The organism is Streptomyces sp. NPDC104581 (assembly GCF_055583685.1).
The window spans coordinates 327,732-343,357 of record NZ_JBVJNN010000002.1 but is presented as its reverse complement, the minus strand read 5'-3'; the positions used below and the strand labels follow the sequence as shown (position 1 = coordinate 343,357).

Below are 15,626 nucleotides of genomic sequence, written 5' to 3'. Positions count from 1 at the left end.
CGGTCAGTTGTTCCTTTCGAGCAGTCGTCCGGAGGGCTCGGCGATGGCTCCGTCGGCGACGATCCGCCGGCCGCGCAGCCAGGTGGACCTGACGACGCCGTAGAGCGTCCTGCCCGCGTACGCGGTGACGCGGTTGCGGTGCTGGAGCGCGGCCGGGTCGACGGTGAACGAGTCGTCGGGCGCGAGGACGGCGAAGTCGGCGTCCCGGCCGGCCTCGATGGCGCCCTTGCGGCCGAGCCCGGCCAGCGCGGCGGGGGCCGCCGACATCCAGCGCGCCACGTCGTCCAGTGAGTGTCCGCGCCGGCGGGCCTCGGTCCAGATGGCCGGCAGGCCGAGCTGGAGGGAGGAGATACCGCCCCACGCGGTGGCGAAGTCCGAGGTCTTGAGATCGGTGGTGGACGGCGAGTGGTCGGAGACGACGCAGTCGATCGTCCCGTCCGCGAGTCCCCGCCAGAGCGCGTCCTGGTTCGCGGCCTCGCGGATGGGCGGACAGCACTTGAACTCGGTCGCCCCGTCCGGGACTTCCTCGGCGGTGAGAGTCAGGAAGTGCGGGCAGGACTCGACGGTCAGCCGTACGCCCTCCCGCTTGGCGGCGGCGATCAGCGGCAGCGCGTCGGCGGACGACAGATGCAGGACGTGGACCCGGGCGTCCAGCCGCCGGGCCGCCGCGATCAGGCCCTCGATCGCCGCGTTCTCGGCGGCGCGGGGGCGGGAGGCGAGGAAGTCGGCGTATCTGGCGCCCGCGTGAGGCGGTGCGGCGGCCAGCTCCCCCGGGTCCTCGGCGTGCACGATGAGCAGCCCGCCGAAGCCGGTGATCTCGGCGAGTGACCGGTCGAGCTGCGCGGCGTCCAGTTCGGGGAACTCCTCGACTCCGGACGGCGACAGGAACGCCTTGAAGCCGAACACCCCGGCGTCGTGGAGGGACTTGAGGTCCCCGACGTTGTCGGGGAGCGCGCCGCCCCAGAAGCCGACGTCGATGTGTGCCTTGCGGCTCGCGACCTCGCGCTTGATCCGCAGATGGGCGGTCGTGGTGGTCGGCGGCAGGGAGTTGAGCGGCATGTCGACGAGCGTGGTGATGCCGCCGGACGCCGCGGCGCGTGTCGCGGTCCAGAAGCCCTCCCACTCGGTGCGGCCGGGGTCGTTCACGTGCACATGCGTGTCGACGAGGCCGGGGAGGACGACATCGTCGCCGACGTCCACCAGCCGGGCACCCGGCGACGGTCCGGAGCCGTCCGCGCCTCCTCGGTGTCCGTGGGGCCGCTCGTAGGGGAGCACCGCCGCGATCGTGCCGTCCGCGACGGCGACCGACGCGGGTCGGGTGCCTTCGGGGGTGACGACGCGCGTCGAGCGCAGCACCAGCTCCACGGTGCGGTCCATGCCCGGGTCCAGCTCCGGATCGGTCACCGAACAGCCCTCACTTCCGTCGTCCCCGTCGCGAAGTCCGCACGAAAATTCAACGAACTGTTGAAGGAGTCTTCATGCCGGACGGGGGTCCGTCAAGGCCGCTCCGCCCGGAACGGGCGCCCCGCACTACACTGAAGTGCTTCCATGAAGCGAGAACGCACTTTCGCAGAGCAGAATCCAACTCACGCCTCCACCGTAGGCGCCGATCACGGCGTGTGACGGGCGACACCCGGACAGAGCCGCCCTGACCGGCGAAAACGTGGCACCGAGCTGCCGGTCCGACCGCCGGGCGCCTCACGGACCGCCCGGTAAACTGCTGACTCGCCCGCCTGTCATCCCTACGCCCCGAAAGGACCGTTGTTGTGCCGACGTCCAGCGCCGCGAGCGCCAGCGCCACCGACGCCGCCAAGCCCGCATCCACGAGTGGCGGCGTCCAGTCCCTTGAGCGGGCGTTCGATCTGTTGGAGCGGATGGCGGACGCGGGCGGCGAGGTCGGCCTGAGCGAGCTCTCGGCCACCAGCGGTCTGCCCCTGCCGACCATCCACCGCCTGATGCGCACGCTCGTCGCCTGCGGCTACGTACGCCAGCAGTCGAACCGGCGCTACGCGCTCGGCCCGCGCCTGATCCGGCTCGGCGAGTCGGCGTCGCGGCTGCTCGGTACGTGGGCGCGCCCCTATCTGGCCCGGCTGGTCGAGGAGACCGGTGAGACGGCGAACATGGCGCTGCTCGACGGCGACGAGGTCGTGTATGTCGCGCAGGTGCCGTCCAAACACTCCATGCGGATGTTCACCGAGGTCGGCCGGCGGGTGCTCCCGCACTCCACCGGCGTGGGCAAGGCACTGCTCGCGGACGCGCCGGCCGACGAGGTGCGGGCACTGCTCGCGCGTACGGGCATGCCGGCGGCCACCGAGAAGACGATCACCACACCCGACGGCTTCCTCGAAGCGCTCGGACTGGTGCGCGGCGCCGGTTACGCGGTGGACGACAACGAACAGGAGATGGGGGTCCGCTGCCTGGCGGTGCCGGTTCCCAACTCCCCCACCCCGGCGGCGATTTCGATCTCGGGCCCGGCCGGGCGGGTCACGGAGGCGGCCACCGAGCGGATCGTGCCGATACTCCAGGAAGTGGCCCGGGACCTGTCCGAGGCACTGGCCAGTACGGCGGCGGCGCACCAGCAGGGGTGACACCGGCGCCACCCGCCGCGCCCTCGCGGCGCGGGCGCCGCACCTCCCCATCCCCTGGGACGTACGGCGCCCGGACCCATCGGCTCCGGCACCCGGTACCCGAAAGACCGGGTCGGCGGCGCCCGCCGGGCGGCCGACGCCCGGCACCGGTGGTGCTCAGCGCCCTGATTCTCCGAAGAGGTCGACCGCCCTCCTGACATCCATCAGGGTGGGCGCGAGCGCGCTCACCGACCCGATCGAACCCACGATCAGCAGCAGCGAGCGACGCATCCGCAGAATCTCCGGATCGCCTCCCGCCACCATCGCGGCCAGCGCGGACAGTTCCTCCTCCGCGATTCCTCTGTCCCTGAACTCGCTCGGATACGAGGCGAGTTCACGTCTGAGCCGGGCCACGGCGAACCGCAGGCCGGTCAGTCTCGGATCTTCCAACTTCTCTGTCACTCGCGTATGCCCCACGCTCCGCAACAAAGTCATCCCCCTCGCACGCCCATGGTGCATGTGCCTTCGGCATGGTGCTCGTCCCTCCGGCGCCCCTCTTCCCACACGCCAGGCGCCGCGAGACGCGGGACAGTAAACGCCACCCGGGCGACCGCGCGCCACCAGATGGACAATATTCAACTTGTCCAACTGACGTATCGCCAGGTCGGGGCCGGACAATGACCTGACGGACCGTCCGATGGACAGCGCGCGGGTGGGGCGCGCGGGCGCGCGAGGGGGCTTGTGAGGTAAGGAGAACCATGGACGAGAACGATCACGGAGAGTCGCCGGTGGCGGGACTGCTGCTCGCGGCGGGCGGCGGGCGGCGGCTGGGCGGGCGGCCGAAGGCACTGCTGCCGTACCGGGGCCGCCCACTGGTGGAGCACGCCGCGCGGTCACTGCGCGAGGGCGGCTGCGAACGGGTCCATGTGGTGCTCGGCGCCGCGGCCGGCGAGGTGCGGGCCCGCGCCGTGCTGCCGGGCTGCGTGCTCGTCGACAACCCGGAGTGGGCCAGTGGCATGGGCTCGTCGCTCCGGGCCGGGCTGGCCTCGCTGACGGCCGCCTCCGTCCGCTCGGCGGCGCTGGTGATGCTGGTCGACCAGCCGGGGATCGGCCCGGCGGCGGTGGCGCGGGTGCTGGCCGCGTACGGCTCCCCCGGCACCCTCGCGGCGGCCTCCTACGGAGGCGAGCGGGGCCATCCGGTGCTGTTCGGCGCGCGCCACTGGACCGCCGTCGCGGCGGATGCGACGGGGGATCAGGGGGCACGGGGGTATCTGAGGTCGCGCGCCCGGGACATCACCCTCGTCGAGTGCGGGGATGTCGCCGAGGGGTACGACATCGACACGGAGGAGGATCTGTCGCACCTTGAGGGGGAGAAGCCGTGGCACTGAGCGCCGCGGTCTGTCGATCCTGAGATTCTTGATTTCAACAAACCATTGAACTTCCACTATGAGGAAACTACTATCCACAGGTCAGAAGCGCCCGATCCATCGGAAAGCGCCCGCGACCGCAGTCCGGAACCGCGGCACCCGGTGCCGCCGACGGTGTCCCGCGCTCGCCGGGCCCGCCCGTAAGGAGTGACAGCTCATGTCCGCACCAGCGCCGTCCCCGCTGGCCGTCGTCGACGCCGACACCCTGCCCCGGCAGGACGAGGTCCTCGACCCCGCGGCTCTCGCCTTCGTGGCCGAGCTGCACCGGAGGTTCACCCCCCGGCGTGACGAACTCCTGGCCCGCAGGCACGAGCGCCGCGCGGAGATCGCCCGTACGTCGACCCTGGACTTCCTGCCGGAGACCGCCGCCGTACGCGAGGACGACTCCTGGCGGGTCGCGCCGTCCCCGCCCGCGCTCAACGACCGCCGGGTGGAGATCACCGGGCCCACCGACCGCAAGATGACGATCAACGCGCTCAACTCCGGCGCGCGGATCTGGCTCGCCGACTTCGAGGACGCCTCCGCTCCCACCTGGGAGAACGTCATCAACGGCCAGCTCAACCTGATGGACGCCTACGCCCGGAAGGTCGACTACACCGACCCGGTGTCGGGCAAGTCGTACGCGCTGAAGCCGGCCGGCGAACTCGCGACGGTCGTCACCCGCCCGCGCGGCTGGCACCTGGACGAGCGCCACCTCCGGTTCGAGGGCCGCGCGGTCCCCGGCGCGCTGGTCGACTTCGGTCTCTACTTCTTCCACAACGCCAAGCGGCTCATCGAGCTGGGCAAGGGCCCGTACTTCTACCTGCCGAAGACCGAGTCGCACCTCGAAGCACGGCTGTGGAACGACGTGTTCGTCTTCGCGCAGGACTACGTGGGCATCCCGCAGGGCACCGTCCGCGCGACCGTGCTGATCGAGACGATCACCGCGGCGTACGAGATGGACGAGATCCTCTACGAACTGCGTGACCACGCCTCCGGGTTGAACGCCGGCCGCTGGGACTATCTCTTCTCGATCGTCAAGAACTTCCGTGACGGCGGCGCCAAGTTCGTGCTGCCGGACCGCAACGCGGTGACGATGACGGCCCCGTTCATGCGCGCCTACACCGAACTCCTCGTCCGCACCTGCCACAAGCGCGGCGCGCACGCGATCGGCGGCATGGCCGCCTTCATCCCGTCCCGGCGCGACCCCGAGGTCAACAAGGTGGCCTTCGCGAAGGTCAAGGACGACAAGGACCGGGAGGCGGCGGACGGCTTCGACGGCTCCTGGGTCGCCCACCCCGACCTGGTGCCGATCGCGCTGGCCTCCTTCGACGCCGTCCTCGGCGAACGCCCGCACCAGAAGGACCGCCTGCGCGAGGACGTCTCGGTGACGGCAGCCGAGCTGATCGCCGTCGACTCCCTCGACGCCGAGCCCACCTACCAGGGACTGGTCGGCGCGGTCCAGGTCGGCATCCGCTACATCGAGGCATGGCTCCGCGGCCTCGGCGCGGTCGCCATCTTCAACCTGATGGAGGACGCGGCGACGGCCGAGATCTCCCGCTCCCAGATCTGGCAGTGGATCAACGCGGGTGTCGTCTTCGAGAACGGCGAGACGGCCACCGCCGGCCTGGTCCGCGAGATCGCCTCCGGGGAACTCGCCGCGATCCGCGAGGAGACCGGCGAGGAGGCGTTCACGGCCGGCAAGTGGCAGCAGGCCCACGACCTGCTGCTCACGGTGGCCCTGGACGAGAACTACGAGGAGTTCCTGACCCTCCCGGCCTACGAGCAACTGCGGGGCTGACCCGGCGACTTCGCTCCGGCGCGCACCACCCCGCACCCCCGGCACGCCTCCCTGGCGCCGGGGGTGCGGCGTGTCACCGTGAGGTGACTTCGAGTAACTTCAGAAGTGAAAGTTATTGACGCTTCCGCGCGTCGGCCCAGCTCATGCGTGGCGTCACTGGACTACACCACGGGCCCTTCCCCCACCCCCTTTACGCGCGTAGTTGACGCATGCCTTACTCGTGACGTGTCCATGGCATTCCGCAGGGCGGAAGCCGGACACCGACACCCCCACCACGTCCCGGAGGCAGCCATGTCCGTGCACAGCTCTCCGTACCGACGAATCATCAGATCCAAGGGCGTCCTCGTCCCAGGCGTCCTCGGCACCGTCGCCGCCCTTCTCATAACCGGCGCCGGACCGGCGTCCGCGGCACCTCCCGGCCCCGAGGAGACCGTCCGGCCCGGCCAGGCGTGGATGGGCGCGGGAACCCGTCTCGAACAGGGCCCGACGCCCGACCCGGCCCCGATGGACACCAGCGGTGTGCAGGGCATCGACGTGTCCCACTGGCAGGGCGCGATCAACTGGGGTTCGGTGAAGGCCGCGGGTATCGACTTCGCTTACATGAAAGCGACCGAGGGCACCACCTTCAAGGACTCCCGCTTCAGCGCGAACTACACGGGCTCCTACAACGCGGGCCTGATCCGCGGGGCGTACCACTTCGCCCGGCCCAACGCCTCCAACGGGGCCACCCAGGCCAACTTCTTCGCCGGCAACGGCGGAGCATGGTCCAGGGACAACAAGACGCTCCCCGGTGTGCTGGACATCGAGCACAACCCGTCCGGCGCCTCCTGCTACGGGCTGTCCACCACCCAGATGCGCACCTGGGTCAACGACTTCTACAACACCTACAAGGCCCGCACGGGCCGGGACGTCGTCATCTACACGACGGCCAGCTGGTGGAACAGCTGCACGGGCAACTGGACCGGAATGGCCGCCAAGGCGCCCCTCTGGGTGGCCCATTGGGGCACGACCAGCCCCAACATCCCGGCCGGCTTCCCCACCTGGACCATCTGGCAGTACACGGCCACCGGCCGGGTCAGCGGTGTCTCGGGTGACGTGGACCGCAACAAGTTCAACGGCTCCATGGACCGGCTCCTGGCCCTCGCCAACAACACGTAGCCGGAGCATCTCCCCACATGGCGACCAGGTGCCGGGAAGCCGCCACGGCGCGCCTTCCCGGCACCGGGCGCGGCCCCGCCCCCGAACACCCGGTGACACCGCGGACCAGGAGGCACCACCATGAGCTCTCGCAGACCCAGCTGGCGTCATGTCCTGCTCGCCGGCTCCGGCGGACTCGTCGCCGCCGCGCTGCCCGCCACCGCCCGCGCCACGCCCCGCGGCGCGCGTGGCGTCGAACCGGACATCGACACCACCACGCAGTGGAACGCCCGGCCGCCCCGCAGCCCCGTGAGCGTGCTGAACAAACGGCCGGTCAAGATCGTCGTGCATCACACCGTGAGCGCGAACACGTCCGTCTTCTCCCGCGCACAGGCCCACGCGCACGCCCACTGGGTCCAGGACCTGCACATGGACGGCAACGGCTGGCTGGACAGCGGCTACCACTTCCTGGTCAGCCGGGGCGGCTGGATCACCGAGGGCCGGCACCGGAGTCTCAGCACCCTGCGCGGCGGCAGCGGCTTCGTACTGGCCTCGCACACGTCCGGGCAGAACGAGCAGTCCATCGGCATCGCCAACGAGGGCGCTTACCACGACGGCGCGCAGCCGACGGCGGCGCAGTGGGACGTCCTCGTCACGCTCTGCGCGTACGTGTGCGGGCAGTACGGCATCGCACCGAGCCAGATCTACGGGCACAAGGACTTCGGCACGACGCTCTGCCCCGGCGTCATCCACGACAAACTGCCGCAGTTGCGGGCCGAGGTGGCGGCCGGCATGGACTGACGGCCTGCGGCGCGGCATCCGGCCGGCCGGCGGGCCACCCCGCCCCCGGCCGCCCCCGCCGGCCGGGAAGACCGTTGCGAGAGCGCTCTCAGGCAGGACAGACTCGGGAGCATGGCCTTCATACGCTCCTACCGTCCCGGCGATCGCGACGCCGTCTACGACATCTGTGTGCGCACCGCCGACGCGGGCGGGGACTCAACTCACCTGTATCCCGACAGCGAACTGGTGCCGAGCGTCTTCGCGGGACCCTACGTGGAGTTGGAGCCCGAGCTGGCGTTCGTGCTCGACGACGGGGAGGGGCGGCCCGTCGGATACGTGCTCGGGGTCGCGGACACCGGGCGGTTCGTGACTGCGTTCCGGGAGAAGTGGCTGCCGGCCGTCGGGGACAGGTTTCCCGCGCCGGAAGGGGGCGGGGAGCGGACACCGAGCGAGTTCATGGCCGGTCTGCTGCACGATCCGGAGCGGATGGTGCTGACCGAACTCACGGCGTACCCCGCGCATCTGCACATCGATCTGCTGCCGCGGTGGCAGGGGCGGGGACACGGCCGGTCGCTGATCCACACGCTCCTCGACGCGCTGCGCGCCAAGGGCGTGACAGCCGTCCATCTGTCGATGCTCACCGCGAACACCGGGGCGCGGGCCTTCTACGACCGCGTCGGCTTCCACGAGATCGCCGTGCCGGACGCCGCCGACGACGTCACGTATCTGGGACGCGGCACGGCGCGCCGACACAGCCCGGCCCGGACGTCCGCGTCCTGACTCCCGGCACGCGAGCGGTCCGGCTGAGCGGTCACCACGAGTTGATGACCGGGGTGTCGGCTCCGTACCGCCGCCAGGCGTCGTTCAGACGCGCGAGCCGGTCCGCCGCCGCGATGCCGCACAAGGACGCGACCTTGCCGTCCGTGACCTCGAACGCCACGGCTCCCATGACCCGGTCGTCGACCACCGCGAGCACGGCCGGGCGGCCGTTGACCCGTGCGAGGTGGAAGACGGGCGAGCCGCCGGCCAGCCGTCGCTTCGCCTCCGTGGGCTTGAAGCCGGCCCGCGCGAAGGAGGCGACCCGTTCGCGCGTCCGGTAACGCAGCACCCGCCTGGCCAGACCCGCGCCGTCCGAGACCACGGTGACATCGTCGGTGAGGAGCGCCACCAGCCGTTCCGTGCGTCCCGACATGGCCGCGGCGAGGAACTCCTCGACGACCTCGCGCGCCGACGCGGGGTCGGCCTCCCCGCCGCGGCGGCGCTCGGCGGCGACCCGGCCCCTGGCCCGGTGGACATGCTGCTGGCTCGCGGACTCCGTGATGTCGAGGATTCCGGCGATCTCGGCGTGGCTGTACGAGAACGCCTCACGCAGGACATAGACGGCCCGCTCGACCGGCGAGAGGCGCTCCAGGAGCGTCAGCACGGCCAGGGACACCGATTCGCGCTGCTCGAAGGTCTCGGCGGGCCCGAGCATCGGGTCGCCTTCGAGGAGCGGCTCGGGCAGCCAGGCACCGGCCGCCCGCTCGTGGCGCATCCGCGCCGACCGGAGGCGGTCGAGGCAGATGTTGGTGACGACCTTGGTCAGCCACGCCTCCGGCACACTGATCCGCTCACGGTCCGCGGCCTGCCAGCGGATGAACGCGTCCTGCACGGCGTCCTCGGCGTCGGCCGCCGAGCCGAGCAGACGGTACGCCAGCGAGGCCAGCCGACCCCGGCCGGCCTCGAACCGGTCGATGGCCGCGCTGTCCATGCGAGACAGCCTACGAAACAACTCGCACATCGGCCCGGCCGGGCGCGGTGACCAGGCGGCGCCTGCGCTTCGGCATGCCGAAGGTCGGGTGGGCGATGCTCAGCCCGGCCCCCGTCAGCACGCCCGACTTGAGCCGTGCGGCGGTCCGGCCGCCCAGGTACCAGGACTTGGACCGGACGTCGCCGTCCACCATCTGGAAGATCGCGTCCCGCCGCCCGAGGCTGATGTGGTTGCCGAAGTACCTCAGCCCGGTGACCGGGACCTCGTCGCCCGTCAGCCGCGCGATGATCGCGGCGGTCGCCTGCATGCTGGTGAAACCGGCCGACGCGCACGACATCGGCAGCCGCCGGCCGTTGTCCCCGATCGCGTGGACGCTGTCGCCGGCCGCGTAGACGTCCGGGTGCGAGACCGAGCGCATGGTGCGGTCGACGACGATCTGGCCGGTCCCCGTCACCTCCAGGCCACTGGCGGCGGCGAGGGGGTGCACGGCGAACCCCGCGGACCAGACGGTCACATCGGCCGCGAAGGACGTGCCGTCGGCGGCGACCGCCCGAGCCGCCTCGACGGCCGCGATCTCGGTGTGCTCGTGGACGGTGACGCCGAGCCGGTCGAGGGCCCGGCGCAGGTGACGGCGGGCCTTCGGGGAGAGCCAGGCGCCCAGCTCGCCGCGGGCGGCGAGAGCGACCGAGAGGTCGGGGCGGGACTCGGCGAACTCGGTGACGGTCTCGATGCCGGTCAGTCCCTCGCCGACGACCAGCACCGTGCCGCCCTCGCCCACGGTGGCCAGGCGCTCGCGCAGACGCAGCGCCGACGACCGGCCGGTCACATCGAACGCGTACTCGGCCACGCCCGGGACGCCGTGGCGGGCCACGGAGCTGCCGAGCGCGTAGAGAAGCGTGTCGTAGGCGAGTTCGCCGACGCCGTCCTCTCCCGTCACGGTGACGGTCCCGCGCTCGGGGTCGATGCCGCTGACGCGCGCCAGGCGCAGGCGCACCCCGGTGCCCGCGAACACCTCGGCTAGCTCGCGGAACCGGAGGTCCTGGCCGATCGCGAGCTGGTGGAGCCGCATCCGCTCGACGAAGACGGGTTCGGCGTTGACGACGGTGATCTCGGTGTCGGCGGAGGAGAGTCGGCGGGCCAGGTTTCCGGCGGCGTGGGCCCCCGCGTATCCGGCGCCGAGCACAACGATGCGGTGCTTCATGGCTTTGCTCCTGTCTCGTTCGCGTGCCCCTTGAACGAGACGGCGCCGGCATCTCTGACAGCGGGCGGGTGTGACACGGGTCACCGGCCTCCGGTCGCCGGCCGGTGGGCCGAGATCGACGGGCGGCCGGCGATGAGTTCCGGCGGCCGAGGGAGTCCAACCCCGTATGGACACCACTACCGATACCCACCGCCCCGACCACGGCCCTGTCTCCCGCACCGTGGCCGCGCTGCTCGACGACATCGAGGAGAAGCACCTCGCGGGGCCCACGCCGTGCCCGGAGTACACCGTGCGGGAGCTGCTCGCGCATCTGGTCGGGCTGACCGTCGCCTTCCGTGACGCGGGACGCAAGGAGCTGGGGCCGACGACCGACACCCCGCCCACCTCGGGTCTGCCCCCGTTGGAGGACGACTGGCGCACCGCGCTCTCCGGCGGGCTCGGCGAACTCACCGAAGCCTGGCGGTCACCCGACGCCTGGCAGGGCTTCACCCGGGCCGGTGGTGTGGATCTGCCCGCCGAGGTGGCGGGGCTCGTGGCGCTGAACGAGCTGGTGGTGCACGGCTGGGACCTGGCGCGCAGCACGGGGCAGACGTACGAGGTGGACACGGCGAGCCTGGAGGCGGTGCTCCCCTTCCTCGAACCGGCGGCGGCGAGCGCGGAGTCGGGCGAGGGCCCGGAGGGCCTGTTCGGCCGCCCCGTCCCCGTCCCCGCGGACGCGCCCCTGCTCGACCGCGTGATCGGCCTGAGCGGTCGCAGCCCGCACTGGCACCCCGGGAAGTAGCCGGAGCCGACAGCCCGCAGGCGTGCCGCACCCCTTCTCCGCCTGCTTCTGCGCCGACGCGGTACGCCTGCCGGGCCCGGGACCCGGCGGCATCCGCCGGGCCCGACGCGTCGACGCGCCGCAGAGCCGTGCGCGGCACGCGGCCCCGGCCGGTGCGCCGGGCGGGGACCGTCAGGCCGGGCCGCCGGGGGCCATCCGCAGCAGCGACCTCGCCTCCTCGCGGAAGCGGGCGTCCGCCGCCGATGGGGAGTGGGGGAAGCCCGGGACGAAGACGTGCGCGTCGCGCTCCGCGAGGGTGGTCAGGCGGCGGCGGTGGTCGTCCGTCAGGTTGCCCGGCCCGATCGCCCGGAGGACGTCCAGGGCGGTCAGCGGGTCCGCGTCGGATTCGGCCGAGGTCAGGGCCGCGTCCGCCAGGCGTACCCGGTCCTGGCCGTCCGGGTCCACGGCCAGGAGGGCGAGCGCGGCGGCCGCCGCGTGGTCGCGGTGGGTGAGTTTGCGCTCCAGGAGCGGGGCGAGCGGTCGGCCGCGCTCGCCGAGCGCGGCGGCGGCCCGCGCCGCGCGTACGTTCTGCCAGCGGTGCCAGTCTCCGTCCGCCTCCTCCAGCACGCCCGCGATGATCGGCACGGCCTCGTCCGCGCTTCCCGTGAGCCGCCACAGCGCGCGGGCGATCTCCGTGTCGCTGTCGAGGTCGGGGCTCGTGCGCCCCGCTCCCGATGAGCCGGACACGGGGGCGGAGGCCGCGCGGGCGGTTCCGCTCAGCGCGGCGCGCAGGTGCGGCAGCAGTGACGCCGCGGTCTCCGAACCGCCCAGCTCCGCCGCCAGTCCCGCCGCCTCGGTCATGTCCCGGCCGCCGGAGGCCAGTGCCTCGACGACGGCGGACAGCACCGCCCCGGTGTCCTCCGTGCCGCCCTCGCCGCCCTCGCCGCCCGAGAGCCGGTGCAGCGCCGTGCCGATGTCGACCGGACTCTGTCCGGTGAGGTCCGCGTCGCGCAGCGCCGCGACGGCGCGGGCCCGTTCCTCCGGCGGGCAGACGGCGGGCAGGGTGCGCAGGACGACGAAGGGGTGGCGGTCCAGCGCGTCGAGCAGGTCGGGCACGGCCGGCGCCGCGCGGTGTCCCCAGCCGGCCAGGAGCAGGCCGAGGTGGATCGACCCGTTCCAGTCGATGTCGTCCTCCGCGAGCCGGGCCCGGACGGCGTCCAGCAGTTCCGGTGTGTACGGGAACGGGTCGGGGTCTCCGGCGCGGGCGTCCCCGGCCCCGGCCCTCGACCAGGGGCTCAGTTTCGCCGCGGCGTCGAGCGCCCTCGGCCGCCGGGGCAGGTCCGCGGCCAGCAGCGGGGCGGCCCGCTCCGGGTCGGTCACGACGAGCGCCGCGAGCGCGCGGTCCGCCGACTCGCCGCCAGCGGCGGCGATGGCCGCGAGCGCGGGGGCGGCGGGCGCCGCCCGGCGGCCGAGCCGGTGGACGACCGGGAGCACGTCGCTCGCCGACGCCGGATCGCCGAGCAGCGCGGTCAACGGTCCGACGAGGCGAACCGCCGCGGAGCGGGAGACCTCGCAGGCGTGCTCGGCGGCCGAGACGGCCTCGCCGCGCGCGTCGGCGTCCGTGTGCCGCAGACCGGTCTCGATCAGTGTGAAAGCGGCCTCGCGTGCTTCGTCCGAGTCCCGCTCCAGCAGCCCGTCGACCACATACCGGAACGGCTCGCTCTGCTCCTGGACGAACCGGTCCGCGACCAGTGGGCCGGCCGGCAGCAGCGTGACGAACGCGTCGTGATGGAGCGGGGTCCACGGCAGGTCCGCGTCCACGCAGGCCAGCAGCGCGGCCAGCCGCACCGGCGGGGCCTGTGCCCCGTGCCCGCCGTCGCCCGTGCCCCCGGGGGCCGCTCCCAGCACGGTCATCTCGAACTCCGCCGCGCCCGCCGGATCGAGCCATGCCGTCCCCGCGAGCACCTCAGCCCGTACCAGCGGGTCCGACTCGCGCTCCCAGCACCGTCGCAGGGCCGGAAGCACCTGCTCGGCCGCGCCCGTGCGGGCCGCCGCCCAGACGGCCGCCTGCCGTACTCCGGTGTCGTCCGCCTCGATCAGCGGGAGTATCAGGGGCAGTTGGGCGGTGACGGCCGCCCGGCACTCACCGCGGGCGTCACTCCGCTCGTCCTCGCTCTCGGCGATGCAGCCGAGCAGCAGCAGCATGTCGGCCGGCCGGATCCCCGCCGCCGCCAGCCGGGCGGGATACGGCACGGCGTACGCCGTCGCCTCGTACACCGACCCCTGGTGGACGATGTTCCCGTGGAGCTCGTACAGCGCCTCCTCCGCCTCCTCGGCGTCGTCGCTCGCCAACGCCCGCAGCTGGCCCGGGACATCGTCGGCGCTTCCGTAGGCGTGCCCCCACTCCGCCCATGGCTGCGTGTCGAGGTCGGCGAAAATCTGTGCGAGATCCATGGCGGGAATCCTGGCACGCGCCTCTGACAACGGCGGTTCGCGCGCTCCGTACGATCCACCGGCCGGCGGCTCGCGCCGAGGGCCCGAGCCGCGCGGGCGTGACGGCGGTCAGTGGGGTGCCGTGGGGGCAGGTGACCGGTCGGCAGCCCCGGGCCCGACCGCGGCCCCCTCTTCCGGCCCGGCGTCCGCGGTCGCCGAACTCCCCTTCCGGCCCCAGTGGTTGAAGGCCAGGTTCAGCACGATCGCCACCACGCAGCCCGTGCTGATCCCGGAGTCGAGCACCACCAGCAGGTCCTTCGGGAACGCGTGGTAGAACCGCGGCGCCGCGATCGGTATCAGCCCGATGCCGACGGCGGCGGCGACGATCAGCGCGTTCTCGCCCTTCTCCAGCGCGGCGGTCGCCAGCGTCTGGATGCCGCTCGCCGCGACCGAACCGAACAGCACGATGCCGGCGCCGCCGAGGACCGGCAGCGGGACGAGCGCGATCACCGAGGCCAGCACCGGGCAGAGGCCGAGCAGGACGAGGATGCCGCCACCGGCGGCGACGACGAAGCGGCTGCGGACCTTGGTCATGGCGACGAGCCCGATGTTCTGCGCGAAGGCGCTGCACATGAAGCCGTTGAACAGCGGGCTGATGGCACTGCCCAGCGTGTCGGCGCGCAGCCCGCCCTCGATGACCCGCTCGTCCGCCGGCCGGTCCACGATCCTGCCGAGCGCCAGCATGTCGGCCGTGGACTCCGTCATACAGACGAGCATCACGATGCACATGGAGATGATCGCGGCGATCTCGAACTGCGGTGCGCCGAAGTGGAACGGAGTCGGGAAGCCGACGAGCCCGGCGCCCTTGATCGCGGCGAGGTCGGTCATGCCCATCGGGACCGCCACGACGGTGCCGACGACCAGTCCGAGCAGGATGGCGATCTGCTGGAGGAAGCCGCGCAGCACCTTCCGCAGGACGAGCACGATGAGCAGGGTGAGACCGGCCATGCCGATGTTCTTCATGGAGCCGTAGCCGTCCGCGGCTGGATCGCCGCCCTGGGACCAGTTGAAGGCCACCGGGAGCAGTGAGACACCGATCAGGGTGATGACGGTGCCGGTGACGACGGGCGGGAAGAACCGCACCAGTCTGGAGAAGTACGGCGTGAGGAGGAACCCGAGCACACTGGCGACGATGATCGCGCCGAAGATGACGGTGATGCCCTCCGCACCGCGTTCGCGGCCGATCGCGACCATCGGCGTGACGCCCGCGAAGGAGACGCCGTTGACGAACGGCAGCCGGGCGCCGACCTTCCAGAAGCCGATGGTCTGGAGCAGGGTGGCGATACCGGCGGTGAAGAGGCTGGCGCCCATCAGGAACGCGGTGTCCCGGGCGTTCAGGCCGACGGCGGGCCCGACGATCATCGGGGGCGCCACCACGCCCGCGTACATGGCGGCCACGTGCTGAAGGCCGCTGGTGAACATCTTGAAGGGGGGCAGGGTCCGGTCGACGGGGTGCTTGCCGTCCCGGCCGGGTATCTCGTCGGGAGCGGGTATGTCCTTGCTGGGCCTGGGTTCGGCTGCCACGGGTGTTCCTCCGGTCGGTTACGCGTCGGCGGCGACGCGGGTGTCAGGGAGGTGCGGGAGATCGGTCGCGTACACGAGTCACCGCCCCGGGGGGGGGGGGGGGGGGGGGGGGGGGGGGGGAGGCAGGGCAGCCGCAGGGTGGGGGCGGCTCCGGGGGTGTCCGGTGTCTCATTGAGTTAGTCTTCCTTCCCCTCCCCCCCTTCTTTG

General features: G+C 72.4%; 13 protein-coding genes. 7 read left to right on the top strand and 6 right to left on the bottom strand.

The window, feature by feature from the left end:
• Positions 1-3: 3 nt before the first annotated feature.
• Positions 4-1,377, bottom strand: a complete 1,374-nt coding sequence (allB, locus tag ACZ61E_RS03095; protein ID WP_469697136.1) for an allantoinase AllB — start codon at positions 1,375-1,377, stop codon at positions 4-6.
• Positions 1,378-1,766: 389 nt separating this feature from the next.
• On the opposite strand from allB, the gene ACZ61E_RS03090 reads away from it, so the two are divergent.
• Positions 1,767-2,588, top strand: a complete 822-nt coding sequence (locus ACZ61E_RS03090) for an IclR family transcriptional regulator (RefSeq protein WP_469697086.1) — start codon at positions 1,767-1,769, stop codon at positions 2,586-2,588.
• 156 nt (positions 2,589-2,744) lie between these two features.
• On the opposite strand, the gene ACZ61E_RS03085 is transcribed toward ACZ61E_RS03090, so the two are convergent.
• Positions 2,745-3,056: a DUF5955 family protein gene (locus ACZ61E_RS03085; RefSeq protein WP_469697134.1), complete on the bottom strand. Its 312-nt coding sequence runs from the start codon at positions 3,054-3,056 to the stop codon at positions 2,745-2,747.
• A 269-nt stretch (positions 3,057-3,325) separates the two neighbouring features.
• Between ACZ61E_RS03085 and ACZ61E_RS03080 the strand changes: the two genes are divergently transcribed.
• From ACZ61E_RS03080 to ACZ61E_RS03060, 5 genes are all read left to right on the top strand, one after another.
• Complete coding sequence (locus ACZ61E_RS03080) at positions 3,326-3,955, top strand: nucleotidyltransferase family protein (RefSeq protein WP_469697084.1); 630 nt, start codon at positions 3,326-3,328, stop codon at positions 3,953-3,955.
• 196 nt (positions 3,956-4,151) lie between these two features.
• Positions 4,152-5,774: a malate synthase A gene (gene aceB, locus ACZ61E_RS03075; protein ID WP_469697083.1), complete on the top strand. Its 1,623-nt coding sequence runs from the start codon at positions 4,152-4,154 to the stop codon at positions 5,772-5,774.
• Positions 5,775-6,065: 291 nt separating this feature from the next.
• Entirely contained in the window at positions 6,066-6,932 is an 867-nt protein-coding gene (locus tag ACZ61E_RS03070; RefSeq protein WP_469697081.1) for a lysozyme, read from the top strand.
• 120 nt (positions 6,933-7,052) lie between these two features.
• Complete coding sequence (locus ACZ61E_RS03065) at positions 7,053-7,712, top strand: peptidoglycan recognition protein family protein (RefSeq protein WP_469697079.1); 660 nt, start codon at positions 7,053-7,055, stop codon at positions 7,710-7,712.
• A gap of 111 nt (positions 7,713-7,823) precedes the next feature.
• The gene (locus ACZ61E_RS03060; protein WP_469697077.1) at positions 7,824-8,471 is read left to right on the top strand and encodes a GNAT family N-acetyltransferase; all 648 of its coding nucleotides are present in this window, start codon (positions 7,824-7,826) and stop codon (positions 8,469-8,471) included.
• Between the two features lie 31 nt (positions 8,472-8,502).
• On the opposite strand, the gene ACZ61E_RS03055 is transcribed toward ACZ61E_RS03060, so the two are convergent.
• Together ACZ61E_RS03055 and ACZ61E_RS03050 are read right to left on the bottom strand one after the other, a co-directional pair.
• Positions 8,503-9,441 carry a sigma-70 family RNA polymerase sigma factor gene (locus ACZ61E_RS03055; RefSeq protein WP_469697075.1) on the bottom strand — a complete coding sequence of 313 codons (939 nt, stop codon included), beginning with the start codon at positions 9,439-9,441 and terminating at the stop codon, positions 8,503-8,505.
• Positions 9,442-9,451: 10 nt separating this feature from the next.
• Complete coding sequence (locus ACZ61E_RS03050; protein WP_469697073.1) at positions 9,452-10,642, bottom strand: NAD(P)/FAD-dependent oxidoreductase; 1,191 nt, start codon at positions 10,640-10,642, stop codon at positions 9,452-9,454.
• Positions 10,643-10,808: 166 nt separating this feature from the next.
• On the opposite strand from ACZ61E_RS03050, the gene ACZ61E_RS03045 reads away from it, so the two are divergent.
• Entirely contained in the window at positions 10,809-11,423 is a 615-nt protein-coding gene (locus ACZ61E_RS03045; RefSeq protein ID WP_469697071.1) for a TIGR03086 family metal-binding protein, read from the top strand.
• A gap of 171 nt (positions 11,424-11,594) precedes the next feature.
• On the opposite strand, the gene ACZ61E_RS03040 is transcribed toward ACZ61E_RS03045, so the two are convergent.
• Together ACZ61E_RS03040 and ACZ61E_RS03035 are read right to left on the bottom strand one after the other, a co-directional pair.
• Positions 11,595-13,856 (bottom strand): HEAT repeat domain-containing protein, encoded by a 2,262-nt coding sequence (locus ACZ61E_RS03040; RefSeq protein ID WP_469697070.1) that lies wholly within the window; start codon positions 13,854-13,856, stop codon positions 11,595-11,597.
• A gap of 108 nt (positions 13,857-13,964) precedes the next feature.
• Positions 13,965-15,419 carry a nucleobase:cation symporter-2 family protein gene (locus tag ACZ61E_RS03035; protein WP_469697068.1) on the bottom strand — a complete coding sequence of 485 codons (1,455 nt, stop codon included), beginning with the start codon at positions 15,417-15,419 and terminating at the stop codon, positions 13,965-13,967.
• Positions 15,420-15,626: the final 207 nt, after the last annotated feature.